This window comes from Acidovorax sp. Root70, from assembly GCF_001428225.1.
In the GTDB taxonomy this organism is placed as follows: domain Bacteria; phylum Pseudomonadota; class Gammaproteobacteria; order Burkholderiales; family Burkholderiaceae_C; genus Acidovorax.
Map to the genome: position 1 here is coordinate 75,686 of NZ_LMHQ01000030.1, position 23,195 is coordinate 98,880.

Consider the following 23,195-nt stretch of genomic DNA (forward strand, 5'->3'; position numbering starts at 1 on the left):
AATATCGCAGGCATCTGGCAAGGACACTTGCAAAGTTGAACCCCAAGGGCTATTTACTGGGTCCACAGAAAAAAATGATTAGCAATAAAACAATTTTCATCACCGGCGGTGCCGGCTTCATCGCCAGCACTCTAATTGCACGCTTGGCAGACCACAATCACATCGTTGTTTTTGATAACTATACGCGCAATACTTTGAAAGACACCACCTACGCCAATCATTCAAACGTACGGCAAATTCGAGGGGATGTGCTGGATTTTGACCATCTAAAGAAATCTATGGCTGGTTCCCAGTTGGTGGTACACGCTGCCGCAATTGCAGGTATCGAGAGCACGGTTCGTAACCCGGTGACCACAATGCGGGTCAATATGATCGGCACAGCTAATACACTCGAAGCGGCCCACCAGATCGGTGGCGTAGAGCGTTTTTTGGAATTCTCAACTTCCGAAGTATTCGGCTCCCACGCCTTTCGGGTGCAGGAAACAGCCAGTACAGTAACCGGCGCAGTCGGTGAAGCGCGCTGGACATATGCAGTCAGCAAACTAGCTGGGGAACACCTTGCTCACGCATACTTCAAGCAGTACGGCTTACCGACAGTAACGGTACGGCCCTTCAACGTCTACGGGCCAGGGCAAACCGGAGAGGGCGCACTTTCCATCTTCATCCGCAAAGCACTAAAAAACGAGGATCTACTCATCTTTGGAGATGGCACTCAAATTCGCGCTTGGTGTTTTGTCGATGATATGGTAGAGGGCGTTATGCAGTGTCTGCAGCATCCCAAATCCATCGGCGAATCCTTCAACATCGGTAATGCTCGTGCCGTGGTGACCATCTATGGTCTAGCCGAGGCAGTATTACGCGTGACCGGAAGCCGTTCGCGGGTACAATTTCGCCCAGCCTTATCCGCAGACATTGAGTTAAGAATTCCCAATGTCGAGAAGGCGCGGGAACTAATCGGTTTCTCAGCGGCCATCGAGCTTGAAGATGGTTTACGACAAACAGCCAAATGGATCGCAGCTAACGAAACAAGTCTGCCTAGCTTAGCGCCGATCTTCCTTAACTGAATCGGAATGCTTCGATGCTTCGCCTGTCCACTCCCTCAATTGACGAGTCTGTAATCGAGGCTGTCAACGCTGTTTTGCGATCGGGTCAACTCATTTATGGCGCGCAAGGTCAGCACTTCGAAGCCATATTGCAAGACTTTCTTGGCGTGCGCCATGCAATAGTCGTCTCCTCCGGCACGGCGGCTTTACACCTTGCGCTCGTAGCACTAGGCATCGGACCAGGTGATGCAGTGCTCATTCCAAATTTCACGTTTCCAGCCACTGGTAATGTCGTTCGCTTGGTAGGCGCCCACCCCGTTCTGGTAGACGTTGACCCTTCGACCTATTGCGTCACACCTGACTCAGTCGCGGCCGCAATCGACGCATGGCGAGGCCCTGAACTATTACGAGCCTTCATCCCTGTACACGAATTTGGCCATCCCGCCGACATGCGAGCGCTCCTCCCGCTCGCACGATATCACGGCTTGAAGGTGGTCGAAGACGCGGCCTGCGCCATAGGCGCAACTGAGAACGGGAAGGCTTGCGGCACGCAGGGAGACATCGGCTGCTGGTCATTGCATCCGCGCAAGACTCTGACCACTGGTGAAGGCGGCATTCTTTCGACGGACGACGACGTCTTGGCGGCCAAGCTTCGCCTCTTACGTAATCATGGCATCGTTCGTCAACCCCAGGGAGTCCGATTCGAGGAGCCTGGCTACAACCTGAGATTGACAGACATTCAATCCGCAATGGGAGTAGTCCAGTTACCGCATCTGCCACGTTGGATTGATCAACGGCGCGTACTTGCAGCTAATTACTGCCAAGCCTTAGCACCTATGGTGTCTGCGGGGATCATGACCCTCCCAGCCAAACATCCAGGACACAGTTGGCAAACCTTCATGGTCGTGCTGAGAGCCGACATCGACCGGGACAGGCTGATACGCGACTTGGCCGGAGAAGGTATCGAGACCAACATTGGCGCCCAATGCCTTTCTATGCAACCGGCGTTTGAAAATATTCAACCCCTACCAACTGGAGTCAATGCCTCGAATCTTTACAAGCACGGGTTGGCACTCCCGTTCTGCGAAAGCTATGGATCACCAGAGGTGGAGCGAGTCACCAATTTGCTGAGTCGACTGCTGTTGCACCCAAACAACCATTAGACCACCTGATTACTCGCGATGGATGCCCTTGATCAACTACTAAGAGCCTTTGTACCAAATCTTGATGGCCTGATTGATGAAGTCTTAGCGGCCAAAATAGAAAGTCCAAGAAACGCCGCGCTGCGTCGGCAAATATCGCTTCGATGGCTCTCTGAATTACTGGCTGACGACGAACGAGCCAAGCTCTATGGATTACCTGAAAGTTGCCGAGTCCGCGAGCAAACCAAAATTCTTATGCCAGAGAAGTTGATCTGCGGCGAGCATGTCTGGATTGGTGAAAATACTTATATAGATGCATCAGGAGGACTTGAGATCGGCGACCACACGACGATAGGTGTTGGCGTGTACGTTTGGACTCATACCAGTATCTTAGCCAACCTACTAGGAACAAATATACCCGGTGGAGCACACGTGATTCAACGCCAGACACGCATCGGCAGCCGATGCTACATCGTTGGTCATACCGTACTCAATCCAGGGATAACGATCGGAGACGGTGCGGTTGTACTTCCCAATTCGTGCGTCACATCCAATGTGGAAGCCGGAGTGATAGTCGCTGGCGCACCTGCGCGGCCGGTTGGCCAAGTGAATGACAGCTTTCTTACCGCACTCCAAGCTGAGTTGCAGGCTCAACGCGGTGAGTAAGTCTGAATAGAGAAAATACGTGAGAATCTTTATCGGTCCAACTGAGGTTGCTGGCATTGGACATGGCCTGACACACGGTTTGCGCCGTCTGGGTTACCACGCCGACGGAGTCTTCGAGTCACCGCACCCTTTCGCATACGAGGCAGTTCAACACACTAATATCGTCACTCGATGGTGGCATGCCACTGGAGGTATTTCGCGCAACCTGCGGTCCAGAGGTTCTGTGTGGACTTGGCCGGTCGCGGCGATCCACCTGCTGTTGGCATGGCCGGTCCTTGTGCTTTCTTTGATCCGGTACGAAGCGTTTGTATTTCTATCTGGCAAGTCCATCACGAATACTCGCTTTGAACTCCTCTTGATGCGTCATCTTGGTAAACGCACCATAGTGCTATTTGTAGGCTCAGATGCTCGTCCGCCATACGTTAATGGTGCCTGGCCTTGGTCTGGAGCAAAGGCGATGAAACGACTCACTCAAAAGATTCGCCGACGCGTTCATCGTTTCGAAAGTGCTGGAGTGACTTGCATCAATGCCCCGGGCACCGCGCAGTTCAATCGCAGACCTGTCATCAACTGGTTTGCCTTTGGTTTTCCCTGCACGCTCACTGAACGTCAAGCACAACCAGCCTCAATGCAAGACGAGCACTTGGATATACAGACCACACCCACCAATAAAAAAATTAAGTTACTCCACAGCCCTTCCAATCCTCAAGTGAAGGGAACGGAGAGGATCGAGCGGATAGTCAACTCTTTGTTGTCGCGTGGACTTCAAATCGAGTGGATAAAGATCAGCGGCCTCAGTAACGCCCACGTGCTCGACGAAATCCGACGTTGCGATCTGGTTGTGGATCAATTGTTTTCTGATACACCGATGGCTGGGCTAGCAACCGAGGCAGCCCAGCTCGGCAAGCCTGCAATCGTAGGCAGCTACCTCGCACGCGCACCGAGCTTGATAGAAGGCGATTGGCCAATGCCCCCCAGCCGCTTCGTAGATCCTGATCAATTCGAGTCGGCGCTGGAGGCGTTGGTGAGAGACGCAGACGCACGTCGATCTTTGGGCAAAGCTGCCATCAATTTTGTCCAATCTACGTGGTCCTGCGAGGCAGTGGCAGGTCGTTTGGTGGCATGTCTAAGGGGTGAGGTGCCAGATGCTTGGTGGTTTGACCCGCGGACGGCAACCTACCTACACGGTTGCGGGCTTGACGAAATTGAAGGACGCCGTCGCGTTCGCGAGTTGGTTGACGCGTATGGAGAAAGTGCGCTGGGCTTGGACGACAAGCCATCGCTTAGCAAAGCCTACCTCTTTTGGGCCCGGCACGACGAATCCAAGGCAAGCAATGTTGAAGCAACTCGCGCGTGACGGCAGTATTTATGCCGCCAGCGCGATCGCGTCACGTGGACTCGCTTTGCTCACTGTGCCTGTTTACACTCGCTTCCTTGACCCTGAAGCATTTGGCGCACTAGATCTGATCCTCACTTCGGGCGTCCTAGTAACACTAGTAGTTGCCCTGGAAGTTGGTCAAGGCCTAGCTCGTGAGTGGGCCGCCTTGCAGAACCCGGAGGCACGGCGCAAGATGGCAGGCACCGCACTAAGCTTCACTACTTTGATGCACAGTGCTTTTCTAGCGCTAGCTCTGTCGTTTTCTGAGTCGTTGTCCGAAATTCTGTACCGCACCACAAACCGCTCAAGCTTGGTACAGGCAGGTCTAGCTTACATCGCTTGCAACGCATTGTATCTTCAGCTACAAGCCCAATTCCGCTGGTCGATGCGACCGTTAAGCTACGCTGCAACTAGCGTTTTGTATAGCCTGTTGACACTACTACTCGGGTATAGCCTCGGTCGCGAGTGGGGCGTTACCGGTGTGCTGGCAGGCCAGACGCTAGCGGCTGCCAGCGCGGTCGGGGTGAGCATCTGGGCCTTGCGAACCCAGTTCGATTGGACGCTCGATCTGAAACCTTTGCGCAGCATGCTTGCCTACTCACTGCCGTTGGCTCCAGCAGGCCTGGCAACCTTCACCAGCTTTCACGTAAATCGTTTCATTCTGAACGCCTATGCTAATTTGGAGCAGGTGGGATACTACGCTGTCGCGTCAAGAGCGGCGGCAGTTACTGCGCTACTGACCGTCGGCGTTCAGACTGCCCTGACCCCACTCGTGTACCGCTACCATGCGGCACCCGCAACCCCGGGGCAATTAGTTCGCTTGCTCGAAGGCTTCACCACAGTGGCATTGGTACTTAGCTTGGGTTTGAGCTTGTATGCGCAAGATCTCATTTTGTGGATTTCGGGACCCGCATACCTGTCAAGTGCCGTACTAGTAGCTTGGTTAGTTCCAGCGACACTACTGTCGCAAATGTATGTATTCTTCCCGGGCTTAGCCCTTGCGCGTCGCTCACTGACCCAGCTATCAATCACCGTGCTAACCGGTCTAGTAGCATTGATTCTCAACCTCATCTTTGTCCCAATAGCTCAAGGCTTAGGCGCTGCAATCTCCACTCTGATCACTGCAGTGCTATATCTTTGGATTTGGGCCCGAGCAAGCCAGCAAAGCTACCGACTGCCGATTCAGCTCGGACGAATCGTTCTCGCAGTATTGGCCTATATAGTTTTTCTCGGTATAGGTTTCATCATGAAGTCAATCGAACTGGACCAGCCGTTGATCCATTTTATCAATTTTAGCTTGCTGATAAGCATGTGTATCGTTTGTAGTTTGATAGGACTATTCAGATATCAATCCAACGTCGAGTCCCCCGGTTGATGTCTCGTAGTTCACAATGAAAAACCCCCTCGCCATCCTGGACGTCAATCTGCAATTTATCAAGACAGGCATAACATTACACGTAATTGCTCACATGGAATCGGGTTGGAATTGTTTGCCCCCCTCACTTTCGCCCGGGGCTGTCGGCGTGACAGTGCTTCAGACGGTGTGTACTCAGGGCTCAGACATCCGCCCCAATGGCGAGGGGTACGTTGCACCGCGCGTTGTGCAGTACTTTTACGCGGACCTGTGTACGTGAACGTCCTCTACCTCAATCACTATGCCGGCACCCCATCGCTGGGCATGGAATACCGCCCCTACTACCTGGCCCGCGAATGGGTGCGGACTGGCCACGAGGTCACCATCGTTGCGGCCGACTTCTCGCACGTACGCGCCCGGCAGCCGCGAAAGGCACGAGAAGAAGTGGACGGGATTGCTTACCGTTGGCTACCCACCCCAGCCTATCAAGGTAACGGGTTAGGCCGGGTAAAGAACATCTGGAGTTTTCTGCACCAGGTGTGGCGAATGGCGCCTTCACTGGTGGTCGAGTGCAAACCCAACGTGGTGATTGCATCCAGCACTTACCCCATGGATATCTGGGTTGCAAGGCGCATCGCCCGGCTGGCGAACGCAAAGCTAGTCTATGAGGTGCATGACCTCTGGCCGGCCTCGCCAATGGAACTTTCAGGCATGCCCTGGTGGCACCCCTTCATTCTGCTGTGTCAAAAGGCAGAGAACGACGCCTACCGCGATGCGAATTGTGTGGTGTCCATGCTGCCCAAGGTGGCAGAGCATATGGCCAATCACGGGTTGAGCCTTCACAAGCTGCACATCGTGCCCAACGGCATATCGCCAGAAGATTGGCCCGACCTACCAGCGCCGCTGACGGGCCCACTGGCGGATTACCTGAAGGTACTGAAGAGCGTAGACAGAACCATCGTCGGCTACGCTGGCTCGCACGGGCTGCCTAACGCGATGGATGTGCTTCTGGATGCTGCTGTGCTGCTACGCAATGCACCGTTCTCTTTCGTATTGGTGGGCAGCGGTCATGAAAAGGCGCGGCTTGCACAACGGGTGCAGAGCGAGGGTCTGAACAACGTCGCGCTGTTTGATCCCATTCCTAAAACGCAGATACCGGCTTTGTTAGCACAGTTCGATATTGCCTATATTGGCTGGCAGCGCACACCTTTGTATCGGTTCGGCATTGCCCCCAACAAACTCATGGACTACATGATGGCGGGCTGCGCTGTTTTGCACTCGGTAGAGGCGGGCAATGACCCCGTGGCAGAGGCAAACTGCGGGCTGACCGTGACGCCTGAGTCACCCCAGGCCGTGGCTCAGGGCTTGCGCCAACTCGCAGCAGCCACACCCCAACAACGACGCGACATGGGCCAACGAGGGCGCGCTTTTGTGTTGGCTCACCACACCTACCCTGTGCTTGCGCAGCAGTTTCTGGAGGCCATGGCATGAGCCCCGCGGACGAGCCCAGCGCGGTCAGCATTAGGTATGCCCGCCGCTCGCCGGGCGATGGGCGCTACAACTTCTTGCGCCCCGAGGTTTATTTGGGCGTGCAAGAACGGCAGCGCGCGATGCTGCAGCTATTCAGACAGCACAGCATGACCGACCTGGCAGCGCTGCGCTTGCTGGAGGTCGGCTGCGGTACCGGCGGCAATTTGCTGGAACTTCTGCGCGTGGGTTTCGCCCCCCAACACCTCAGCGGCATTGAATTGCTGCCCGAACGCTACCGCCAAGCGCGCCAGACGCTTCCGCTGACGCTGGAGCTAGTGGAGGGCGATGCGCTGCAAGTCCCCATTGCTCCCGGGTCTCAAGACGTCGTGATGGTTTCTACGGTTTTTTCTTCGCTGCTGGATGAATTATTTCAACAGCAACTGGCCGCCGCCCTGTGGCAATGGGTCAAGCCAGGCGGCGCAGTGCTTTGGTACGACTTCACCTTCGATAACCCACATAATCCTGACGTGCGCGGTGTACCGCTACAGCGCGTGAAAGCACTGTTCCCCCAAGCTACCATCAGTGCACAGCGCGTCACACTCGCCCCGCCACTCGCGCGCCGCGTGGCCCCCATTCACCCCATGCTTTACACCCTGTTTAACAGCCTGCCCTGGCTGCGCACACACATCATTTGCTGGATTGCCAAGTCATGATCCAGCCTTTCCTCCCCTTCGCTCGCCCTGATATCGGCGAGGCCGAGATCGCGGCCGTCTCCGAGGCCCTGCGCTCGGGCTGGGTGACCACTGGCCCAAAGGCACGCGTTTTCGAGCAAGCCTTTACAGATTATCTGGGAAGCAATGAGCTACAGAGCATCGCCGTCAACTCCGCCACAGCCGGGCTGCACCTGGCGCTGGAAGCTCTAGGCATCGGCCCGGGCGACGAAGTGATCGCACCCACCCTCACATTTACCGCCACGGTAGAGGTGGTGCGCTATCTGGGCGCCGAACCGGTACTGGTGGACGTAGACCCGGTGACTCTAAATATCGATCCGGCCAAAGCACGTGCGGCCATCACACCCCGTACAAAAGCCATCATGCCGGTGCACTACGGGGGGCTGGCATGCGACATGGACGCCATACTGACCATCGCTAAAGAGCATCACCTCAAGGTGGTGGAAGATGCGGCTCATGCTTTGCCCACCACATGGCGTGGCACCCTGGTGGGGCAGTTGGCATCCGATGTCACGGTGTTTAGCTTCTACGCCAACAAGACCATCACCACCGGTGAAGGGGGCATGGCCGTCACGCGCGACCCGGCACTTGCGCAGCGCATGCGCACCATGCGGCTGCACGGCATGAGCCGCGATACGTTTGACCGATTCACCTCCAAAACCCCCGCTTGGTACTACGAGGTCGTCGCGCCCGGCTTCAAGTACAACATGACGGACGTAGCCGCCGCCATGGGCGTGGAGCAACTAGCGCGGCTGCCGCAATTTGTGCAGCGGCGCGAGGTGCTGGCAAGCCGCTACCATGAGCAGTTGGCGCCCCTGCCCCTGACCTTGCCCGCCCGGGCTCCTCAAGGCGACACCCACGCCTGGCACCTCTATGTCATCCGGCTGCGAGCGGATGCGCCAATGGGTCGTGACGAGGCGATCCAGGCGCTGTCAGACCGGGGCATCGGCACCAGCGTGCACTATGTGCCGCTGCACCGGCACCCGTACTGGCGGGACCGCTATCAGCTTACGCCGGCAATGTTCCCCCAGGCCGATGCAGCTTACCAAGCCATGATCAGCATTCCCTTGTTCACCGCCATGGGTGACAGCGACCAGGACCGCGTGATTGCAGCACTGCACGAGGTGCTGGGCTGAACATGCCCAAGCGGCTGTTCGACCTGTGCATTGCCGCCTTCGGGCTGCTGCTGCTCGCCCCCGTGCTGCTGGCCGTGGCATTGTGGGTGGTGTGGGACTCGCCCGGTCCGGCACTTTTTCGCCAACAGCGTGTGGGCCGCGCGGGCAGGTTGTTCCGCATCTACAAGTTCCGTACCATGCACTCGCGCGCAGAAGCTGCGGGCCCGGCCATCACCATCGGGGCAGACGCTCGCATTACCCGGGCTGGCCATTGGCTGCGACGCACCAAGGCCGACGAGCTGCCGCAGCTTTTCAACGTGCTTCGGGGTGACATGAGTCTCGTCGGCCCCCGGCCCGAGGTGCCGCACTATGTCGCGCTCTACCCGGACACCGTGCGGGATCTGGTGCTCAGCGTGCGGCCAGGCATCACCGACCGCGCCTCCATCGAATTCCGCGACGAAAGCACCCTGCTGAGCCATAGCAAAGACCCGGAGCGCACGTATGTGGAGCAAATACTGCCCATCAAGTTGCGCTATGCCGCCGAGTATGCCCGCTCGCACCCGCTCTGGACCGACGTGAAAATCATCGCCATGACCGCCAGGGCACTATGGAGCGACCGCCCTGCCAAGGGCATGGCGCCGGAAGACAGCCCGTAGCCGATAAAATCAGTGGTTCGGCTGAACCCAGCCCTCCATTTCACGCCCCGCATCGACGGCACCTATGTCAGACCAAATCCACGCCCCCGCACCCCAGGACGACAACCAGCTCATCGCAGAGCGCCGCGAAAAGCTCCGCGCTCTGCGCGAAGCCCAGGCCAATGGCGGTAGCGTTGCTTTTCCCAACAACTTCAAACCTGGCCACAAGGCGGCACAGTTGCACCTGGAGCACAACGCTGCGACCAACGAGTCCTTGGAAGCTGCGCCGGTGAGCGTCTCCGTGGCAGGCCGGATGATGCTCAAGCGTGTGATGGGCAAGGCCAGCTTCGCGACCATCCAAGATGGTTCTCTCGGCGAAGTAGGCGGACGCATCCAGCTCTACGTGACGCGCGACGCTGTGGGCGAAGAACTGTATGCGGCCTTCAAACACTGGGACCTGGGAGACATCGTGGGCGCCGAAGGCACGCTGATGAAGACCAAGACCGGCGAACTGTCGGTCAAGGTGACCAGCCTGCGACTCTTGACCAAGAGCCTGCGCCCCCTGCCCGACAAGTTCCATGGCATGGCCGATCAGGAGCAGAAATATCGCCAGCGTTATGTGGACCTGATCACCGACGAGCAAGCCCGCAAACGCTTCATGGCGCGCAGCAAGGCCGTGAGTGGCCTGCGCGAGTTCATGGTGAGCCATGGTTTCCTCGAAGTCGAGACACCCATGCTGCACCCCATCCCGGGCGGCGCCAATGCCAAGCCGTTCGTCACACACCACAACGCGCTGGAGCAGGAGATGTACCTGCGCATCGCGCCCGAGTTGTACTTGAAGCGCCTGATCGTGGGCGGCTTTGAGCGCGTGTTCGAGATCAACCGCAGCTACCGCAACGAAGGTATCTCGGTGCGCCACAACCCCGAGTTCACCATGATGGAGTTCTACGCGGCGTACTGGAACTACCTGGACCTGATGGACTTCACCGAAACGCTGATCCGTGAAGTGGCGCTCAAGGCCACCGGTTCGCTGCAGATGACCTACCAGGGCCGCGCGGTAGACCTGTCGCAACCCTTTGCACGCCTGACCATCCGCGAAGCCATCTTCCAGTACACCGAGGCCGGTGCCCATGTGGACGACGCCGCCTGGCTCATCAGTGCGCTCAAGAAGCTGGGCATGACCGAAGAGAAGGACAAGCTCTCGGCCCGAACCCTGGCCAGCCTGCAGGTGCTGTACTTTGAAGAAACGGTGGAGGACAAGCTCTGGCAGCCCACCTTCATCATGGAACACCCCACCGAGATCTCGCCCCTGGCCCGCGCCAACGACAACCGCCCCGAGGTGACCGAGCGCTTTGAGCTGTATATCACCGGCCGCGAGTTCGGCAACGGCTTCAGCGAGCTCAACGATGCCGAAGACCAGGCAGCACGCTTTCACGCCCAGGTGGCCGCCAAGGACAGCGGCGACGACGAAGCCATGTTCTATGACCACGACTTCGTGCGCGCGCTGGAATACGGCATGCCTCCCACCGGGGGCTGCGGCATTGGCATTGACCGTCTCATGATGCTGTTGACCGACAGCCCCAGCATTCGTGACGTGATCCTGTTCCCCGCGCTGCGCCGCGAGTCCTGAGGCCTGGATTTGCCCTGAGGGCGGTCTTGACCGTCCTCGCCCCCGGCCCCAAGGAGACACACCGTGCCCTTCAGTTCCAGCAGCGCTCCCTACCCTTCGACCGGGTCTCCCCTGCCTTCTGGCAATGCTTTCTCGGTGCTGGTGGTCGAAGACCAGGGCTCCGTGCGGGCGGCGCTCGTGGCCGAACTGCGGCGGGCGGGCGTATCAGACATCTTTGAGGCCCCTGAAGGCAGCGCAGCGCTGCACCTGTTCAAAACCCATCGCCCCGACCTGGTGCTGCTGGACATCCGGCTCCCCGGCCAGGATGGCTACTGGGTGGCGCAGCAGATGCGCGCTAGTGAAGGCGGGGACTGGACGCCGATCATCTTCCTGTCGGGCCTGGACAATGAACTGGACGTGTGGCGCGGCATTGAGGTGGGGGGCGACGACTACCTGGTCAAACCCGTCACACCCATCGTGCTCATGGCCAAGCTGCGCGCCATGCGGCGCCTGCTGGACATGCGCCGACGGCTGGTGTCGATGTCGGCCGAGTTGCACGCGGCCAACCAGCGGCTCAATGAAATGGTGGAAATCGATGCCCTCACAGGCCTCGTGAACCGCCGCGGGTTTGATCGCATCCTGCACAACGAGATCCTGGCCGCGCGACGGGATGGCACGCCGCTGACGCTGATGCTGTGCGACCTGGACCACTTCAAGCTGTTCAACGATGCCAGCGGCCATGTGCAAGGCGATGCCTGCCTGAAAGAGGTGGGCCGGCTGCTGCGTGAGGTCTGCGTGCGGCCCCGGGATGTGGCCTCGCGCTACGGGGGTGAAGAGTTCGCCCTCATTCTGCCCAACACGCCGCGCTCGGGCGCCATGACCTTTGCGCGGGCACTGGGGCAAGTGCTCAAGGTGCGCGCCATTGCGCACGCTGGCTCCCCTCTGGGCGACACGCTGACCCTGTCAGGCGGCATCACCACCTGCGTGCCCGACGACAGCACCAACGCCGAGAGCATGATCATGCGTGCCGACCAGGCGCTCTATGCCGCCAAGGCCCAGGGCCGCAACCGCTTCTTCAGCTTTGAAATGCAGATGGACACCGTGGAGCAGTTGCGCAATTGAGTTTCTTTCATTTCCTCTCGTTTGACGCGACCGAACGCAACGCCCGTACCGCCGTCTCCCGCATGCAAGTTCTGAAAACCCGACTGCCCGAGTGGATGCAGGACTGGCTCGAAGTCATTATTCCGGGCTCGCAGATCCTGCTGATCCTGTTCGCTGCTTGGCTGCTGCAGCGCACCCTGCGCCGCCTGGTGCGCCGTGCGAGCGCACACTACCAGTTGCCCAATGAACTGCTGGTGCCCATCAACGGCCTGATCCGATGGACCATCATTGCGAGCGCCTTGCTGCTGGTGCTGGAGCGCATGGGGGTGTCGGCCACGGTGCTCTGGACCGCGTTCACCGGCTTTGCCACCGTGGGGGCCGTGGCGTTCTTCGCGGCCTGGAGCGTGCTGTCCAATCTGTTTTGCGCGCTGCTGATCTTTACCGTGCGGCCTTTCAAGATTGGCGACTACATCGAGGTGCTAGACACCGCCGAGAAGCCAGGCGCCAAGGGGCGCGTGGTGGACATCAACCTGCTCTACACCACGCTGGAAGACCACGGCGCAGCAACCGGCCAGGTGGCTTGGCTGCAGATTCCGAATGCGCTGGTGTTCCAGCGCGTAGTGCGCCGATTTCAGGGAGTGCCACCGCCCCCCACCCCACCCACACCACCGGCTACCGCCACGGATGGGGTAGCCAACGCCTCCCCGGCCGCACCGACGCCGGTGATGCCGGGGCCTTTCAACACGCCCTAGCGGGTGCGGGTGCACCGCCGCGCGGGGTAGCGCCGCAGCGCACGTCCCGCCACCGGCGAGGTCAGAGCAACAGATCCAGCGCCTGCAGGTAGGCGGGCTGGTACATGAGTTCGTCCCAGGCCTGCGGCAGGGTTTCGGGCAGCAACGCCAGGCGGCGGGATTCGCTGTCCACACTGGGCTGCCAGCGGCCCTGGTTGCGAGCCTTTTCCAGGCCATTAATGAGTTCGTCCACTGCCTTGCCATCGCCCACGCTCTGGTTGCACAGCAGCACCAGGTCGCAACCTGCTTCCAGCGCCGCCACGGCGGCATCGGTGTAGCTGACCACCTGGCCGTCCAGGCGCCGAGCCCCTTCCATGCTGAGGTCGTCGCTGAAGATAGCGCCGTCAAAGCGCATCTGGCGGCGCAGGATGTCTTGCAGCCAGCGCTGCGAAAAACCGGCGGGGCGGCTGTCGACCTTGGGGTAGATCACGTGGGCCGGCATTACGCTGGTAAGCGTGCTGCTGAGCCAGGGGTACGGCGCTGCATCGTCGGCCAGGATGGCCTTGAGGCTGCGCTTGTCCACGGGTACTTCAGTGTGCGAATCGGCCTTGACGAAGCCGTGTCCAGGGAAATGTTTGCCGCAGTTGGCCATGCCCGCCTGCAGCAGGCCGTGCATGAGGCTCTTGGCGAGCAGCGCCACCACACGGGGGTCGCGGTGGAGCGAGCGGTCGCCGATCACACCACTTTCGCCCCAGTCCAAGTCCAGCACCGGTGTAAAGCTGAAGTCCACGCCGCAGGCACGCAGCTCCGCCCCCAGCACATAGCCCGCCGCCGTGGCTGCGTTGGTGGCACGCAGGGCGCCGCTACCGGGCACGGCCTTGGCGCCTCTGCCATCGTCCATCCACATCTCGCCCAGCGCGCGCATGGGCGGCAAGTGGGTGAAACCATCGGTGCGAAAGCGCTGCACGCGGCCGCCTTCGTGGTCCACACAGATCAGCAGGTCGTCGCGCACGGCCTTGATGCTGCTGGTGAGCTGCAGCAGCTGCGCGCGGTTTTCCCAGTTGCGGGCAAATAGGATCACGCCGCCCGTGAGCGGGTGCGCCAGGCGACGGCGGTCATCCGCGCTGAGGGTGGTGCCAGCGACGTCAAGGATCAGGGGAGCGTGTTCAGTCATGGGACATTTCAAAGGGCAATTGCTACTCAATGGATAGCTATCAGCGCATATCAATCCAGCGCTTCAAGGTGATTTGGTTTGAATTTTCTCCACCACACAGAAGCTGGCGGCATAGTCGGTCTCGTCGGTCACACTGAGGTGCGCCTGCAGGCCCTGGGCCTCAAACCATTCCTTGAGCGCGCCGTGCAGCACGATGACGGGCTGGCCGCTGCGCAGCTTGGCGACCTCGCAGTGGCGCCACGTCATCGGCATGCGCATGCCCAGGCCGACCGCCTTGCTGAAAGCCTCTTTGGCGGAGAACCGGGTGGCCAGGTAGCGCAAGCCCCGGTCGGGCCAGCGCGCGCTGCGTTCACGCCAGGTGGCCAGTTCGCCCTCGGCCAGCACCTTTTCTGCAAAACGGTCGCCGTGGCGGGCCAAGCTGGCCGCAATGCGCCGCACGTCGCAGATGTCGGTACCGATACCGTAGATCATGAAATTTCAATCAAAATGGCTGGAAGCGCTAGTGTGATATGCCTCTAAAGCTATCAAATCAGGAGTTTCCCACATCCGCAAATCCCTGGGCAATGCAATCCAGGTAGGCCTGTACGGTCGCGGTGTAGCCCAGCTCCAGCGCATCGGCGATCAGCGCATGGCCGATCGAGACCTCGAGCACGCCCGGCACTTCGCGCACAAAGGCCGCCAGATTGTCCCGGTTGAGGTCATGGCCTGCGTTCACGTCCAAACCTGCATCCAGCGCCGCCTGGGCGGCTGCGGCATAGCGTTTCAGCTCCAACGCCTGCTGCGGCGAGCCCCAAGCGGCTGCATAGGGCTCGGTGTACAGCTCCACCCGGTCAGCGCCCACCGCCTTGGCGGCGGCCATCTGCTCGGGCACCGGGTCCATGAAGAGGCTCACACGCACGCCCAACGCCTTGCATTCGGCCACCAGGGGCGCCAGACGCTCGGCATCTTGCGGAAAGCTCCAGCCGTGGTCGCTGGTGAACTGGTCCTCGCTGTCGGGGACAAAGGTCGCTTGGTGGGGGCGCACCTGACGGATGAAGTCCATCAGGTTCTGCGAAGGGTTGCCCTCGATGTTGTATTCGCGATCGGGCCAGGCCTTCATCAGCGTTGCCAGCTCAAACACGTCCTGGCTGCGGATATGGCGTTCGTCGGGCCGTGGGTGCACCGTGATGCCCTGGGCCCCCGCTTTCAGGCACAGCTCGGCCGCGCGGGTGACGCTGGGAATGCCCAGATGGCGCGTGTTGCGCAGCAGGGCCACCTTGTTGACGTTGACGGACAAGGCGGTGCGCTGAAGGGAACGGGAGGATGGGTTCATAGGGCCTGCAAGTCGATCATGAGCTGGCGGGTGCGCAGCGTCGGGCTACCGCAATGGTATTGCAGCAAGGCACGCAGCTGCGGCTTGAGTTCGGCCGCCACGGGGGCGCACGCGCGCAAGGTGGCGGTGTAGCTGGCCACATCATCCAGGCCACGCTGCAGGGCCTGCCATTGGCTGCCCGTCAGGCCTGCACGGTCTGCGGCGGACGCGGCGCGCAAGCCGCCTTCGGGCACCAGCGTGTAGCGGGTGTCGGGCTTCAGGGGGTCGAAGGTCATGGTCTGCACGTCCAGACCGGGCAAGAGTCCGATCTCGCGCAGAAGCAGCAGCTCAAAACTGCGCAGCACCGCCTCCAGCGCATCGCCATGTTCGCTGGCCAGCACGCGCACCACGCCCGCATAGGCATCAAATAAGGCTGGGTGCGGGTCTGCACGCGCCAGCAGGCGCAGCAGCAGTTCGTTGAGGTACATGCCCGACAGCAGAGCATCCCCCGTGGGCATCACATGCCCGCCCACCCACTCCGCGCCCTTGAGCGTATGGATGTCCGCATGGCCATCGCCTGTGAGCGTGTAGGTCACCAGCAAGGGCTGTAGCGGCAGCAGCACCGGGCGGAAGTTGGAGCTGGGCTTCTTGGCCCCTTTGGCCACCAGAGCAGTTCGCCCTTGCTGGCGGCAGAAGACCTCCAGGATCAGACTGGACTCGCTCCAGTCGTAGCTGTGCAGCACGAACGCAGGCTCATCGGAAACGCGCTTGGCTACGGCCACGGTGCTGCAGGGATGGAGGGTGGGAAAGGATCGCCTGTGACGCCTGCTGCGGTGTGCGCGAGCAGGAGGAAGGGAAAGTCAGCGTTCGGGATTCACTCGTAGCCGAAGGAGCGCACCCGGGCTTCGTCATCGGCCCAGCCGGAGCGGACCTTGACCCACAGCTCCAGGAACACCTTGGCGTCCATGAGCTTTTCCAGCTCCTGGCGGGCCTCGGTGCCAATGCGCTTGAGGCGCTCTCCCTTGTCGCCAATCACCATCATCTTGTGGTTGTCACGCTCCACCACGATGGTGGCGGCGATCTTGACCAGGCGTTTGTGTTGCTTGCTCTTTTCCTCGTCGAACTTGTCGATCACCACAGTCGAGGTGTAGGGCAGCTCATCACCGGTAAAGCGGAACAGTTTCTCACGCACCGTTTCGGAGGCCAGAAACTTCTCGCTACGGTCTGTCAACTCGTCTTCGGCATACCACCAAGCCTGCTCGGGCAGATATTTGGCGCAGATGCCAAACAAGCGCTCGATATCGCCCTTGTTTTTGGCCGACATGGGCACGAATTCGGCGAACGGGTGGCGCTCCTGCATGCTCTTGAGCCAGGGGGCCAGCTCGGCACGGCGGTGCACCATGTCCAGTTTATTGGCCACCAGCAGCGTGGGAATGCCGGGTTTGAACAGCGACAGCACCTTGGCGTCGGCCAGGGTGAAGTTGCCGGCCTCGACCACAAACAGGATCAGGTCCACGTCGCCAATCGCGCCCATCACGGTCTTGTTGAGCGACTTATTGAGGGCTGTGGCATGCCGGGTTTGAAAGCCCGGCGTGTCCACAAAGATGAACTGCGTCTGCTCCAGGGTGCGAATGCCCGTGATGCGGTGCCGCGTGGTCTGTGCCTTGCGCGAGGTGATGCTGATCTTCTGGCCCACCAGAGCATTGAGAAGGGTGGACTTGCCCACGTTGGGCTTGCCAACAATGGCGATCACGCCGCAGCGTTGGCCAGGCACCGCCGCCGGAGCCCCCGCAGCAGCCAGCATGGCTTCCAGATCGTTTTGCACCGGGGCGCCTTCGGCACCGTCGTCGGCAGCTACATCTTGGGTAGCGTCATTCATAAATTCTTTGCTTTCAATGTGGCCAGCATGGCCGCAGCGGCGGCCTGCTCGCCCGCCCTGCGTGACCCACCGATGCCACGCTCGGTCAGGCCCAGTTCGGGAATATCGCACTCGACGTCAAAGGTCTGGCGGTGGGCCGCCCCCACCGTCGCCACCACCTTGTATTGCGGGAGTTTCATTTTGCGGCCCTGGAGCCACTCCTGCAATGCGGTTTTGGCGTCCTTGGACGCCGCCTGCATCTGCGGGTTAATCTCCACGCCCTCGAAGAGACGATGCACCAGGGCTTCCGCGCTGGCGTAACCCGCATCCAGATACACAGCCCCAATCAGCGCTTCCAATGCATCCGCCAGGATGGAGGGACGCTGCTGCCCCCCGGATTTGGCCTCACCCTCGCCCAAACGCAGCACATCAGCCACTTTGAGTCGCAGGGCCAGCTGGTGCAGGGTGTCCTGCTTGACCAGATTGGCACGCACCCGAGAGAGGTCGCCTTCAGGCAAGGCCGACAGCCGGCGGTAGAGCAAGCTGGCCACCGCCAGGTTCAAAACGGAGTCACCCAGAAATTCAAGCCGCTCGTTGTGGTCCGCAGAAAAGCTGCGGTGCGTGGTGGCACGCTGGAGCAGAGAGGGATCAGCAAACACATGCTGCAGGCGCCCCTGAAGCGCGAGGAGACCGGCCTGCACCTAGTTGGTCTGCGCTTCAAGGCGGTAGACCAGATAGGCCGGACCCGCCAGGGGAATTTCGCGCGCATATTTGAACGACACCACCACCTTCTCGCCACGCTTTGTCACCTCCAGGTCTGACCCCTTGATGGACCGGATGTCATCAATGGACGCGGCGCGGTCAAAAGCAGCACGAATTCCAGGCACTGTGGTTTCGACCTTGGCTTTTTCAATGGCCTTTTTGGCTGATGCGTACTCCAGAAAGATCGGGATTGACTGTCCACCAATCGCAAATGCAGCCACTGCGATCAGTCCCACAAAAATCAGTCCAAAAAACGACAGCCCGCGCTGGCGCGAGCGGCTTGCAGTGCGATGTGTCTTCATCAATGACCCCCTCAATGTTGTGTGCAACCGCTCGCGTTCAATGGAACGCGCCGATCCGCTTGAGATTACCGAAATTCATCCAGACAAAAAAGGCCTTGCCCACGATATTGCCCTCAGGCACGAACCCCCAATAACGGGAATCGAGCGAGTTATCACGGTTGTCGCCCATCATGAAGTAGTGCCCCTCTGGCACCTTGCAGGTGACACCTTCCACACTGTAGCGGCAGTTTTCACGATAGGCAAAGTTGCTGGCGCCCTGCACAAAGGCAGGCACGTCGGGGTTGTTCAACAGCCGGTGTGGCGGGTCGCCCAGCTGCTCTTCAAATTGCTTGAAGTAGCGCATCGAGTCTTCTTCAAGGAAGTCAGGCAGCGCCTTGGTGTCAACAGCTTTGCCATTGATGGTGAGGCGCTTGTTGAGATAGGCCACCTCATCGCCCGGCACACCCACCACCCGCTTGATGTAGTCCATGCTGGGCTGGGGCGGATAACGGAACACCAGCACGTCGCCACGCACCGGCCTGGTGCCCTCGGTCAACCGCGTGTTGATGACGGGCAGTCGGATGCCGTAGGTGAATTTGTTCACCAGGATCAAGTCCCCCACCAGCAGGGTTGGAATCATCGAGCCGGAAGGAATCTTGAAGGGCTCAAAAAGGAAAGAGCGCAAGAAGAACACGGCAGCAATCACCGGGAAGAGACCGGCCGTCCAGTCCAGCCACCAGGGTTGCATGAGGATGCGGCCCTTGGTCTCCTGCACATCGACGTCCACCTTCTGGATGCCCATGCGATCAAGTTCTGCACGGCGCTCGGTAGCAGCGTCCTCGATGGCCTGCGCCGCCCTGCGGCGCCGGGGCAGAAAATAAATACGCTCCGCCAGCCAGTAGACACCGGTCACGAGCGTCGCCAGAAACAGGAGCAGCGCAAAGTTGCCCTCGATCGCGCCGGTGTACCAGGCACCGATATAGCCAACGAAGGCTGCCAGGACCAGCGACGTCAAAATTTGCATGAACTGCATCAGTCTTCCACCTGCAAAATGGCCAGAAACGCCTCTTGGGGCACTTCGACCGATCCGATCTGTTTCATGCGCTTCTTGCCGGCTTTCTGCTTCTCAAGAAGCTTGCGTTTACGGGTGATGTCGCCCCCATAACATTTGGCCAGCACGTTCTTGCGCAGCGCCTTGATGGTTTCGCGCGCAATGATGTTGGCCCCGATGGCGGCCTGGATGGCCACGTCGTACATCTGGCGGCTGATGATTTCCCGCATCTTGGCGACCACCGCGCGGCCACGGTACTGCGACTGCGAGCGGTGCACGATGATGGACAAGGCGTCCACCTTGTCGCCGTTGAGCAGGATATCGACCTTCACCACATCGGAGGCCCGGTACTCCTTGAACTCATAGTCCATGGACGCATAGCCACGCGAGACCGATTTGAGCTTGTCGAAGAAGTCCAGCACGATTTCGCCCAGCGGCATTTCGTAAGTGAGCATCACCTGGCGACCGTGGTACGCCATGTTCATTTGCACACCACGCTTTTGGTTGGCCAGTGTCATCACCGGGCCCACGTAGTCCTGCGGCATGTACAGGTGCACCGTCACGATGGGCTCGCGGATTTCCTCCAGACGACCCTGGTCAGGCATCTTGGAAGGGTTCTCGACCATGATCACTTCGCCGTCGGCCTTGACGACCTCATAGACCACACTGGGGGCGGTCGTGATGAGGTCCTGGTCAAACTCACGCTCCAGCCGCTCCTGCACGATCTCCATGTGCAAAAGCCCCAGGAATCCGCAGCGGAATCCGAACCCCAGCGCCTGACTTACCTCGGGCTCGTAGTGGAGCGAGGCATCGTTGAGCTTGAGCTTCTCAAGGGCGTCGCGCAGGGAGTCGTATTCGCTCGCCTCGGTCGGGTAGAGGCCGGCAAACACCTGCGGCTGGATTTCCTTGAAACCTGGCAGCGCCTCGGCCGCTGGGCCGGCGTTGTTGGGGAGTTTTTTCTCCAGCGTGATGGTGTCGCCCACCTTGGCGGCCTGCAACTCTTTGATACCCGCAATGATGTAGCCCACCTGCCCAGCGTCGAGTGAGTTGCGCGGCTCGTTGGCAGGCGTGAACACTCCCAGGTTATCGGCGTTGTACACCGCGCCCGTGGCCATCATCTTGATGCGCTCACCCTTGAGCAAACGGCCATCGACCACACGCACCAGCATGACCACGCCCACATAGCTGTCGAACCAGCTGTCGATGATCATCGCGCGCAGCGGACCGTCGGCACGGCCTCGCGGTGCGGGAACCTTGGCAACGATGGCTTCCAGAATCTCATCGATGCCCATGCCGGTCTTGGCGGAGCAGGGAATCGCGTCGGTCGCATCGATGCCGATCACATCTTCGATTTCAGCCTTCGCGTTCTCCGGGTCGGCATTGGGCAGATCCATCTTGTTGAGCACCGGGACCACTTCCACGCCCAAGTCCAGCGCGGTATAGCAGTTGGCCACGGTCTGCGCTTCCACCCCTTGCGATGCGTCCACCACCAACAGTGCACCTTCGCACGCAGACAGCGAGCGGCTCACTTCGTAAGAGAAGTCCACGTGCCCCGGCGTGTCGATCAGATTGAGGTTGTAAACCTGTCCGTCCTGGGCCTTGTACTGCAGCGCAGCGGTCTGCGCCTTGATGGTTATCCCACGCTCTTTTTCGATATCCATCGAGTCCAGAACCTGGGCCTCCATCTCACGGTCTGCAAGACCTCCGCACCGCTGAATCAAGCGGTCGGCAAGCGTCGACTTGCCATGGTCGATGTGCGCAATGATGGAAAAATTTCTGATGTGATTCATCAACGGAAAGCGTCAAGTGATTGAATTAAAACAGCGCGCACAAGAAAAAAGGGCGCGTCGAGTGGCGACGCGCCCTGAACCAACAATCATTGGCAACTGCGATAGTTGGAGCTTCATTGTAGGCAAAAAGGCCATCTGAAAAAGCCCGTCCCTCGGTATCCCAGGGAAGTTGCCAGGGTGCAACAGGAATTTTATACACAGTTTATACACAGTCTGCACAAGAACAACGCTGGACAACTTGTGGGTGAGCTGTGGATCAACTGTGCATTGCACAAAAACATCCCACATCGTGAACAGTGAGCCGGTCGATATGCAGATAAGCGTTGAACGCAAGTCTCTATTCTATCGAAACTGGTTGATGGGCCTCCAAAAAGTTAGCAAAAGCTAACATCCAGGCAGATCAAGACACCCGGAATCGGTTCGATAAAAAATCCACCAACTGCTGCAATGGCCCCCTCACCAGGTAGGGAATCGCCCGCTGTTGGACCATCCCCTGTGGGTTTACAACGCTCACTTGCCAGGGCGAATCAGCGCGTACTGCGCCCACTCTCCACGGCGATAGAGCACGTTGATGGACTTGCTCTTGTCGGCCTTGGACAGCACGGACTCAAACTCCTTCACGCCCGACACTTCGGTGTTGGCGACCGACAAGATGATGTCCCCTTCCCTCAGGCCAGCGCGTGCCGCCGCGTCGGTAGCGGCAGCTACCACCACCCCGCCCTTGAGCTTGAGCTCCTTCTTCTGCGCATCCGTCAGGTCCGTCACCGACAACCCGATCTGTTGTGCCGCCGCAGAAGCCTTGGGCTTCTCCTCGCGCTCGGTCGCTTTGGCAGCTGGCTTGTCGGGCTCGATCTCCGCGATGGTGATGGCTAGGTCGCGGGATGCTCCGCGACGAAATACCGTCACAGTACTGCGGCTGCCTGGTTTGGTGTTGCCCACCAGGCGCGGCAGGTCGGCCACCTTCTCGATGGGCTTGCCATCGAAGCGCGTGATGATGTCCCCCGCCTCCACGCCTGCCTTGTCAGCGGGCGATCCTGTCTCCACGCCGGTCACCAGCGCACCTTGTGCCTTGCCCAAGCCAATCGATTCAGCAACGTCCTTGGTGACCTGCCCGATCTGCACACCAATGCGACCACGCGTGACACGGCCCGATGCGCGCAACTGCTCGCTCACACGCATGGCTTCATCCATGGGAATGGCGAACGAGATCCCCATGAACCCGCCCGAGCGGGAATAGATCTGGCTATTGATGCCCACCACTTCGCCACGCATATTGATGAGGGGGCCGCCGGAATTTCCGGGGTTAATGGCCACGTCGGTCTGGATAAAGGGCAAATAGTCTCCCGTATCACGCTGCTTGGCGCTGACGATGCCCGCAGTGACCGTGTTTTCCAGCCCGAAGGGTGAGCCAATCGCCATCACCCATTCACCCACGCGGAGACGGCTCACATCCCCCACCTTCACCGCAGGCAGGCCAGACGCTTCGATCTTCACCACGGCGACATCGGTGCGCTTGTCTGCTCCCACGATGCGCGCCTTAAACTCGCGCTTGTCGGTCAAGGTCACGATGACCTCATCGGCGCCTTCAACCACGTGCGCATTGGTCATCACGAAGCCGTCGGCAGTCAAGATAAAACCCGACCCTACGCCGCGTGGTTGCGGCTCTTCTTCTTGCTGAGGGCGTTGAGGCCGCTGCTGGCGCGGAACATTGGGAATAGGCACCCCGAACCGGCGAAAAAATTCCAGCATCTCTTCGTCCATGCCATTGGCGTTGGCTCGGCTGGACGCTTTTTCCACGGTGCGAATATTGACCACGGAAGGCCCCACCTGATCAACCAAATCGGTGAAATCTGGCAAACCCCGAACCGACGAGGCGGGTTGTGCCAACGCAGCATGGGGTGCTAACGAGACCGTGGCCAGAACACCCATCAGGGATGCCAGTGCCATCGAACGCAACATACTTCCATCAAACTTCGGCATCTTTGACCTTTCTTGATTTTTGGCGAATGCTGT

Annotated in this window: 22 protein-coding genes; 12 read left to right on the plus strand and 10 right to left on the minus strand. The window is 59.7% G+C overall.

Translation table 11 applies throughout. The annotated features are described in order from the left end of the window. Nucleotides 1–35 precede the first annotated feature (35 nt). The 12 genes from ASD94_RS18785 to ASD94_RS18825 all read left to right on the plus strand — a co-directional run bounded on the left by ASD94_RS18785 (nt 36) and on the right by ASD94_RS18825 (nt 12,996). Nucleotides 36–1,064, plus strand: coding sequence for an NAD(P)-dependent oxidoreductase (locus ASD94_RS18785; RefSeq protein ID WP_199226475.1), 1,029 nt, complete (start codon nt 36–38; stop codon nt 1,062–1,064). 14 nt (nt 1,065–1,078) lie between these two features. Next, nucleotides 1,079–2,206, plus strand: a complete 1,128-nt coding sequence (locus tag ASD94_RS23385; protein WP_082576939.1) for a DegT/DnrJ/EryC1/StrS aminotransferase family protein — start codon at nt 1,079–1,081, stop codon at nt 2,204–2,206. Between the two features lie 18 nt (nt 2,207–2,224). Continuing rightward, a complete protein-coding gene (locus ASD94_RS23735; RefSeq protein WP_108626863.1) occupies nt 2,225–2,851 on the plus strand; it encodes an acyltransferase in 627 nt (208 codons plus the stop codon). A gap of 19 nt (nt 2,852–2,870) precedes the next feature. Further along, nucleotides 2,871–4,208, plus strand: a complete 1,338-nt coding sequence (locus ASD94_RS23795; RefSeq protein WP_158274185.1) for a glycosyltransferase — start codon at nt 2,871–2,873, stop codon at nt 4,206–4,208. Continuing rightward, complete coding sequence (locus tag ASD94_RS18790) at nt 4,186–5,604, plus strand: lipopolysaccharide biosynthesis protein (protein ID WP_056646185.1); 1,419 nt, start codon at nt 4,186–4,188, stop codon at nt 5,602–5,604. The genes ASD94_RS23795 and ASD94_RS18790 overlap by 23 nt, the downstream gene beginning before the upstream one ends. A gap of 255 nt (nt 5,605–5,859) precedes the next feature. Then, a complete protein-coding gene (locus ASD94_RS18795; protein ID WP_056646600.1) occupies nt 5,860–7,074 on the plus strand; it encodes a glycosyltransferase family 4 protein in 1,215 nt (404 codons plus the stop codon). Next, nucleotides 7,071–7,766 carry a bifunctional 2-polyprenyl-6-hydroxyphenol methylase/3-demethylubiquinol 3-O-methyltransferase UbiG gene (locus ASD94_RS18800; protein ID WP_056646188.1) on the plus strand — a complete coding sequence of 232 codons (696 nt, stop codon included), beginning with the start codon at nt 7,071–7,073 and terminating at the stop codon, nt 7,764–7,766. Before ASD94_RS18795 ends, ASD94_RS18800 begins: the two co-directional genes overlap by 4 nt. Next, the gene (locus tag ASD94_RS18805) at nt 7,763–8,920 is read left to right on the plus strand and encodes a DegT/DnrJ/EryC1/StrS aminotransferase family protein (protein ID WP_056646191.1); all 1,158 of its coding nucleotides are present in this window, start codon (nt 7,763–7,765) and stop codon (nt 8,918–8,920) included. Before ASD94_RS18800 ends, ASD94_RS18805 begins: the two co-directional genes overlap by 4 nt. A gap of 2 nt (nt 8,921–8,922) precedes the next feature. After that, on the plus strand, nt 8,923–9,555 hold the full coding sequence (locus ASD94_RS18810) for a sugar transferase (RefSeq protein WP_056646194.1): 633 nt from the start codon (nt 8,923–8,925) through the stop codon (nt 9,553–9,555). 64 nt (nt 9,556–9,619) lie between these two features. Beyond that, complete coding sequence (gene lysS / locus ASD94_RS18815; RefSeq protein ID WP_056646197.1) at nt 9,620–11,164, plus strand: lysine--tRNA ligase; 1,545 nt, start codon at nt 9,620–9,622, stop codon at nt 11,162–11,164. Nucleotides 11,165–11,227: 63 nt separating this feature from the next. Further along, a complete protein-coding gene (locus ASD94_RS18820) occupies nt 11,228–12,265 on the plus strand; it encodes a diguanylate cyclase domain-containing protein (protein WP_056646200.1) in 1,038 nt (345 codons plus the stop codon). Between the two features lie 62 nt (nt 12,266–12,327). Next, nucleotides 12,328–12,996 carry a mechanosensitive ion channel family protein gene (locus tag ASD94_RS18825; RefSeq protein WP_056646602.1) on the plus strand — a complete coding sequence of 223 codons (669 nt, stop codon included), beginning with the start codon at nt 12,328–12,330 and terminating at the stop codon, nt 12,994–12,996. A 61-nt stretch (nt 12,997–13,057) separates the two neighbouring features. Here ASD94_RS18825 and nagZ read toward each other — a convergent pair whose 3' ends face one another. From nagZ to ASD94_RS18875, 10 genes are all read right to left on the minus strand, one after another. After that, nucleotides 13,058–14,149, minus strand: coding sequence for a beta-N-acetylhexosaminidase (gene nagZ, locus ASD94_RS18830; protein WP_056646203.1), 1,092 nt, complete (start codon nt 14,147–14,149; stop codon nt 13,058–13,060). Nucleotides 14,150–14,212: 63 nt separating this feature from the next. Next, nucleotides 14,213–14,620, minus strand: a complete 408-nt coding sequence (acpS, locus tag ASD94_RS18835; RefSeq protein WP_056646206.1) for a holo-ACP synthase — start codon at nt 14,618–14,620, stop codon at nt 14,213–14,215. 58 nt (nt 14,621–14,678) lie between these two features. Beyond that, nucleotides 14,679–15,461 (minus strand): pyridoxine 5'-phosphate synthase, encoded by a 783-nt coding sequence (locus tag ASD94_RS18840; RefSeq protein WP_056646209.1) that lies wholly within the window; start codon nt 15,459–15,461, stop codon nt 14,679–14,681. Beyond that, nucleotides 15,458–16,222, minus strand: a complete 765-nt coding sequence (recO, locus tag ASD94_RS18845) for a DNA repair protein RecO (RefSeq protein ID WP_056646212.1) — start codon at nt 16,220–16,222, stop codon at nt 15,458–15,460. Before recO ends, ASD94_RS18840 begins: the two co-directional genes overlap by 4 nt. Before the next feature lie 92 nt (nt 16,223–16,314). Continuing rightward, complete coding sequence (gene era, locus ASD94_RS18850) at nt 16,315–17,319, minus strand: GTPase Era (RefSeq protein WP_056646215.1); 1,005 nt, start codon at nt 17,317–17,319, stop codon at nt 16,315–16,317. Further along, a complete protein-coding gene (gene rnc, locus ASD94_RS18855) occupies nt 17,316–17,999 on the minus strand; it encodes a ribonuclease III (RefSeq protein WP_056646217.1) in 684 nt (227 codons plus the stop codon). The genes era and rnc overlap by 4 nt, the downstream gene beginning before the upstream one ends. Then, a complete protein-coding gene (locus tag ASD94_RS18860) occupies nt 18,000–18,362 on the minus strand; it encodes a DUF4845 domain-containing protein (protein ID WP_056646220.1) in 363 nt (120 codons plus the stop codon). A gap of 37 nt (nt 18,363–18,399) precedes the next feature. Continuing rightward, nucleotides 18,400–19,374, minus strand: coding sequence for a signal peptidase I (lepB, locus tag ASD94_RS18865; protein WP_056646223.1), 975 nt, complete (start codon nt 19,372–19,374; stop codon nt 18,400–18,402). Further along, nucleotides 19,374–21,182, minus strand: a complete 1,809-nt coding sequence (lepA, locus tag ASD94_RS18870) for a translation elongation factor 4 (protein WP_056646226.1) — start codon at nt 21,180–21,182, stop codon at nt 19,374–19,376. Before lepA ends, lepB begins: the two co-directional genes overlap by 1 nt. A gap of 510 nt (nt 21,183–21,692) precedes the next feature. Next, entirely contained in the window at nt 21,693–23,162 is a 1,470-nt protein-coding gene (locus ASD94_RS18875) for a DegQ family serine endoprotease (RefSeq protein ID WP_056646229.1), read from the minus strand. Nucleotides 23,163–23,195: the final 33 nt, after the last annotated feature.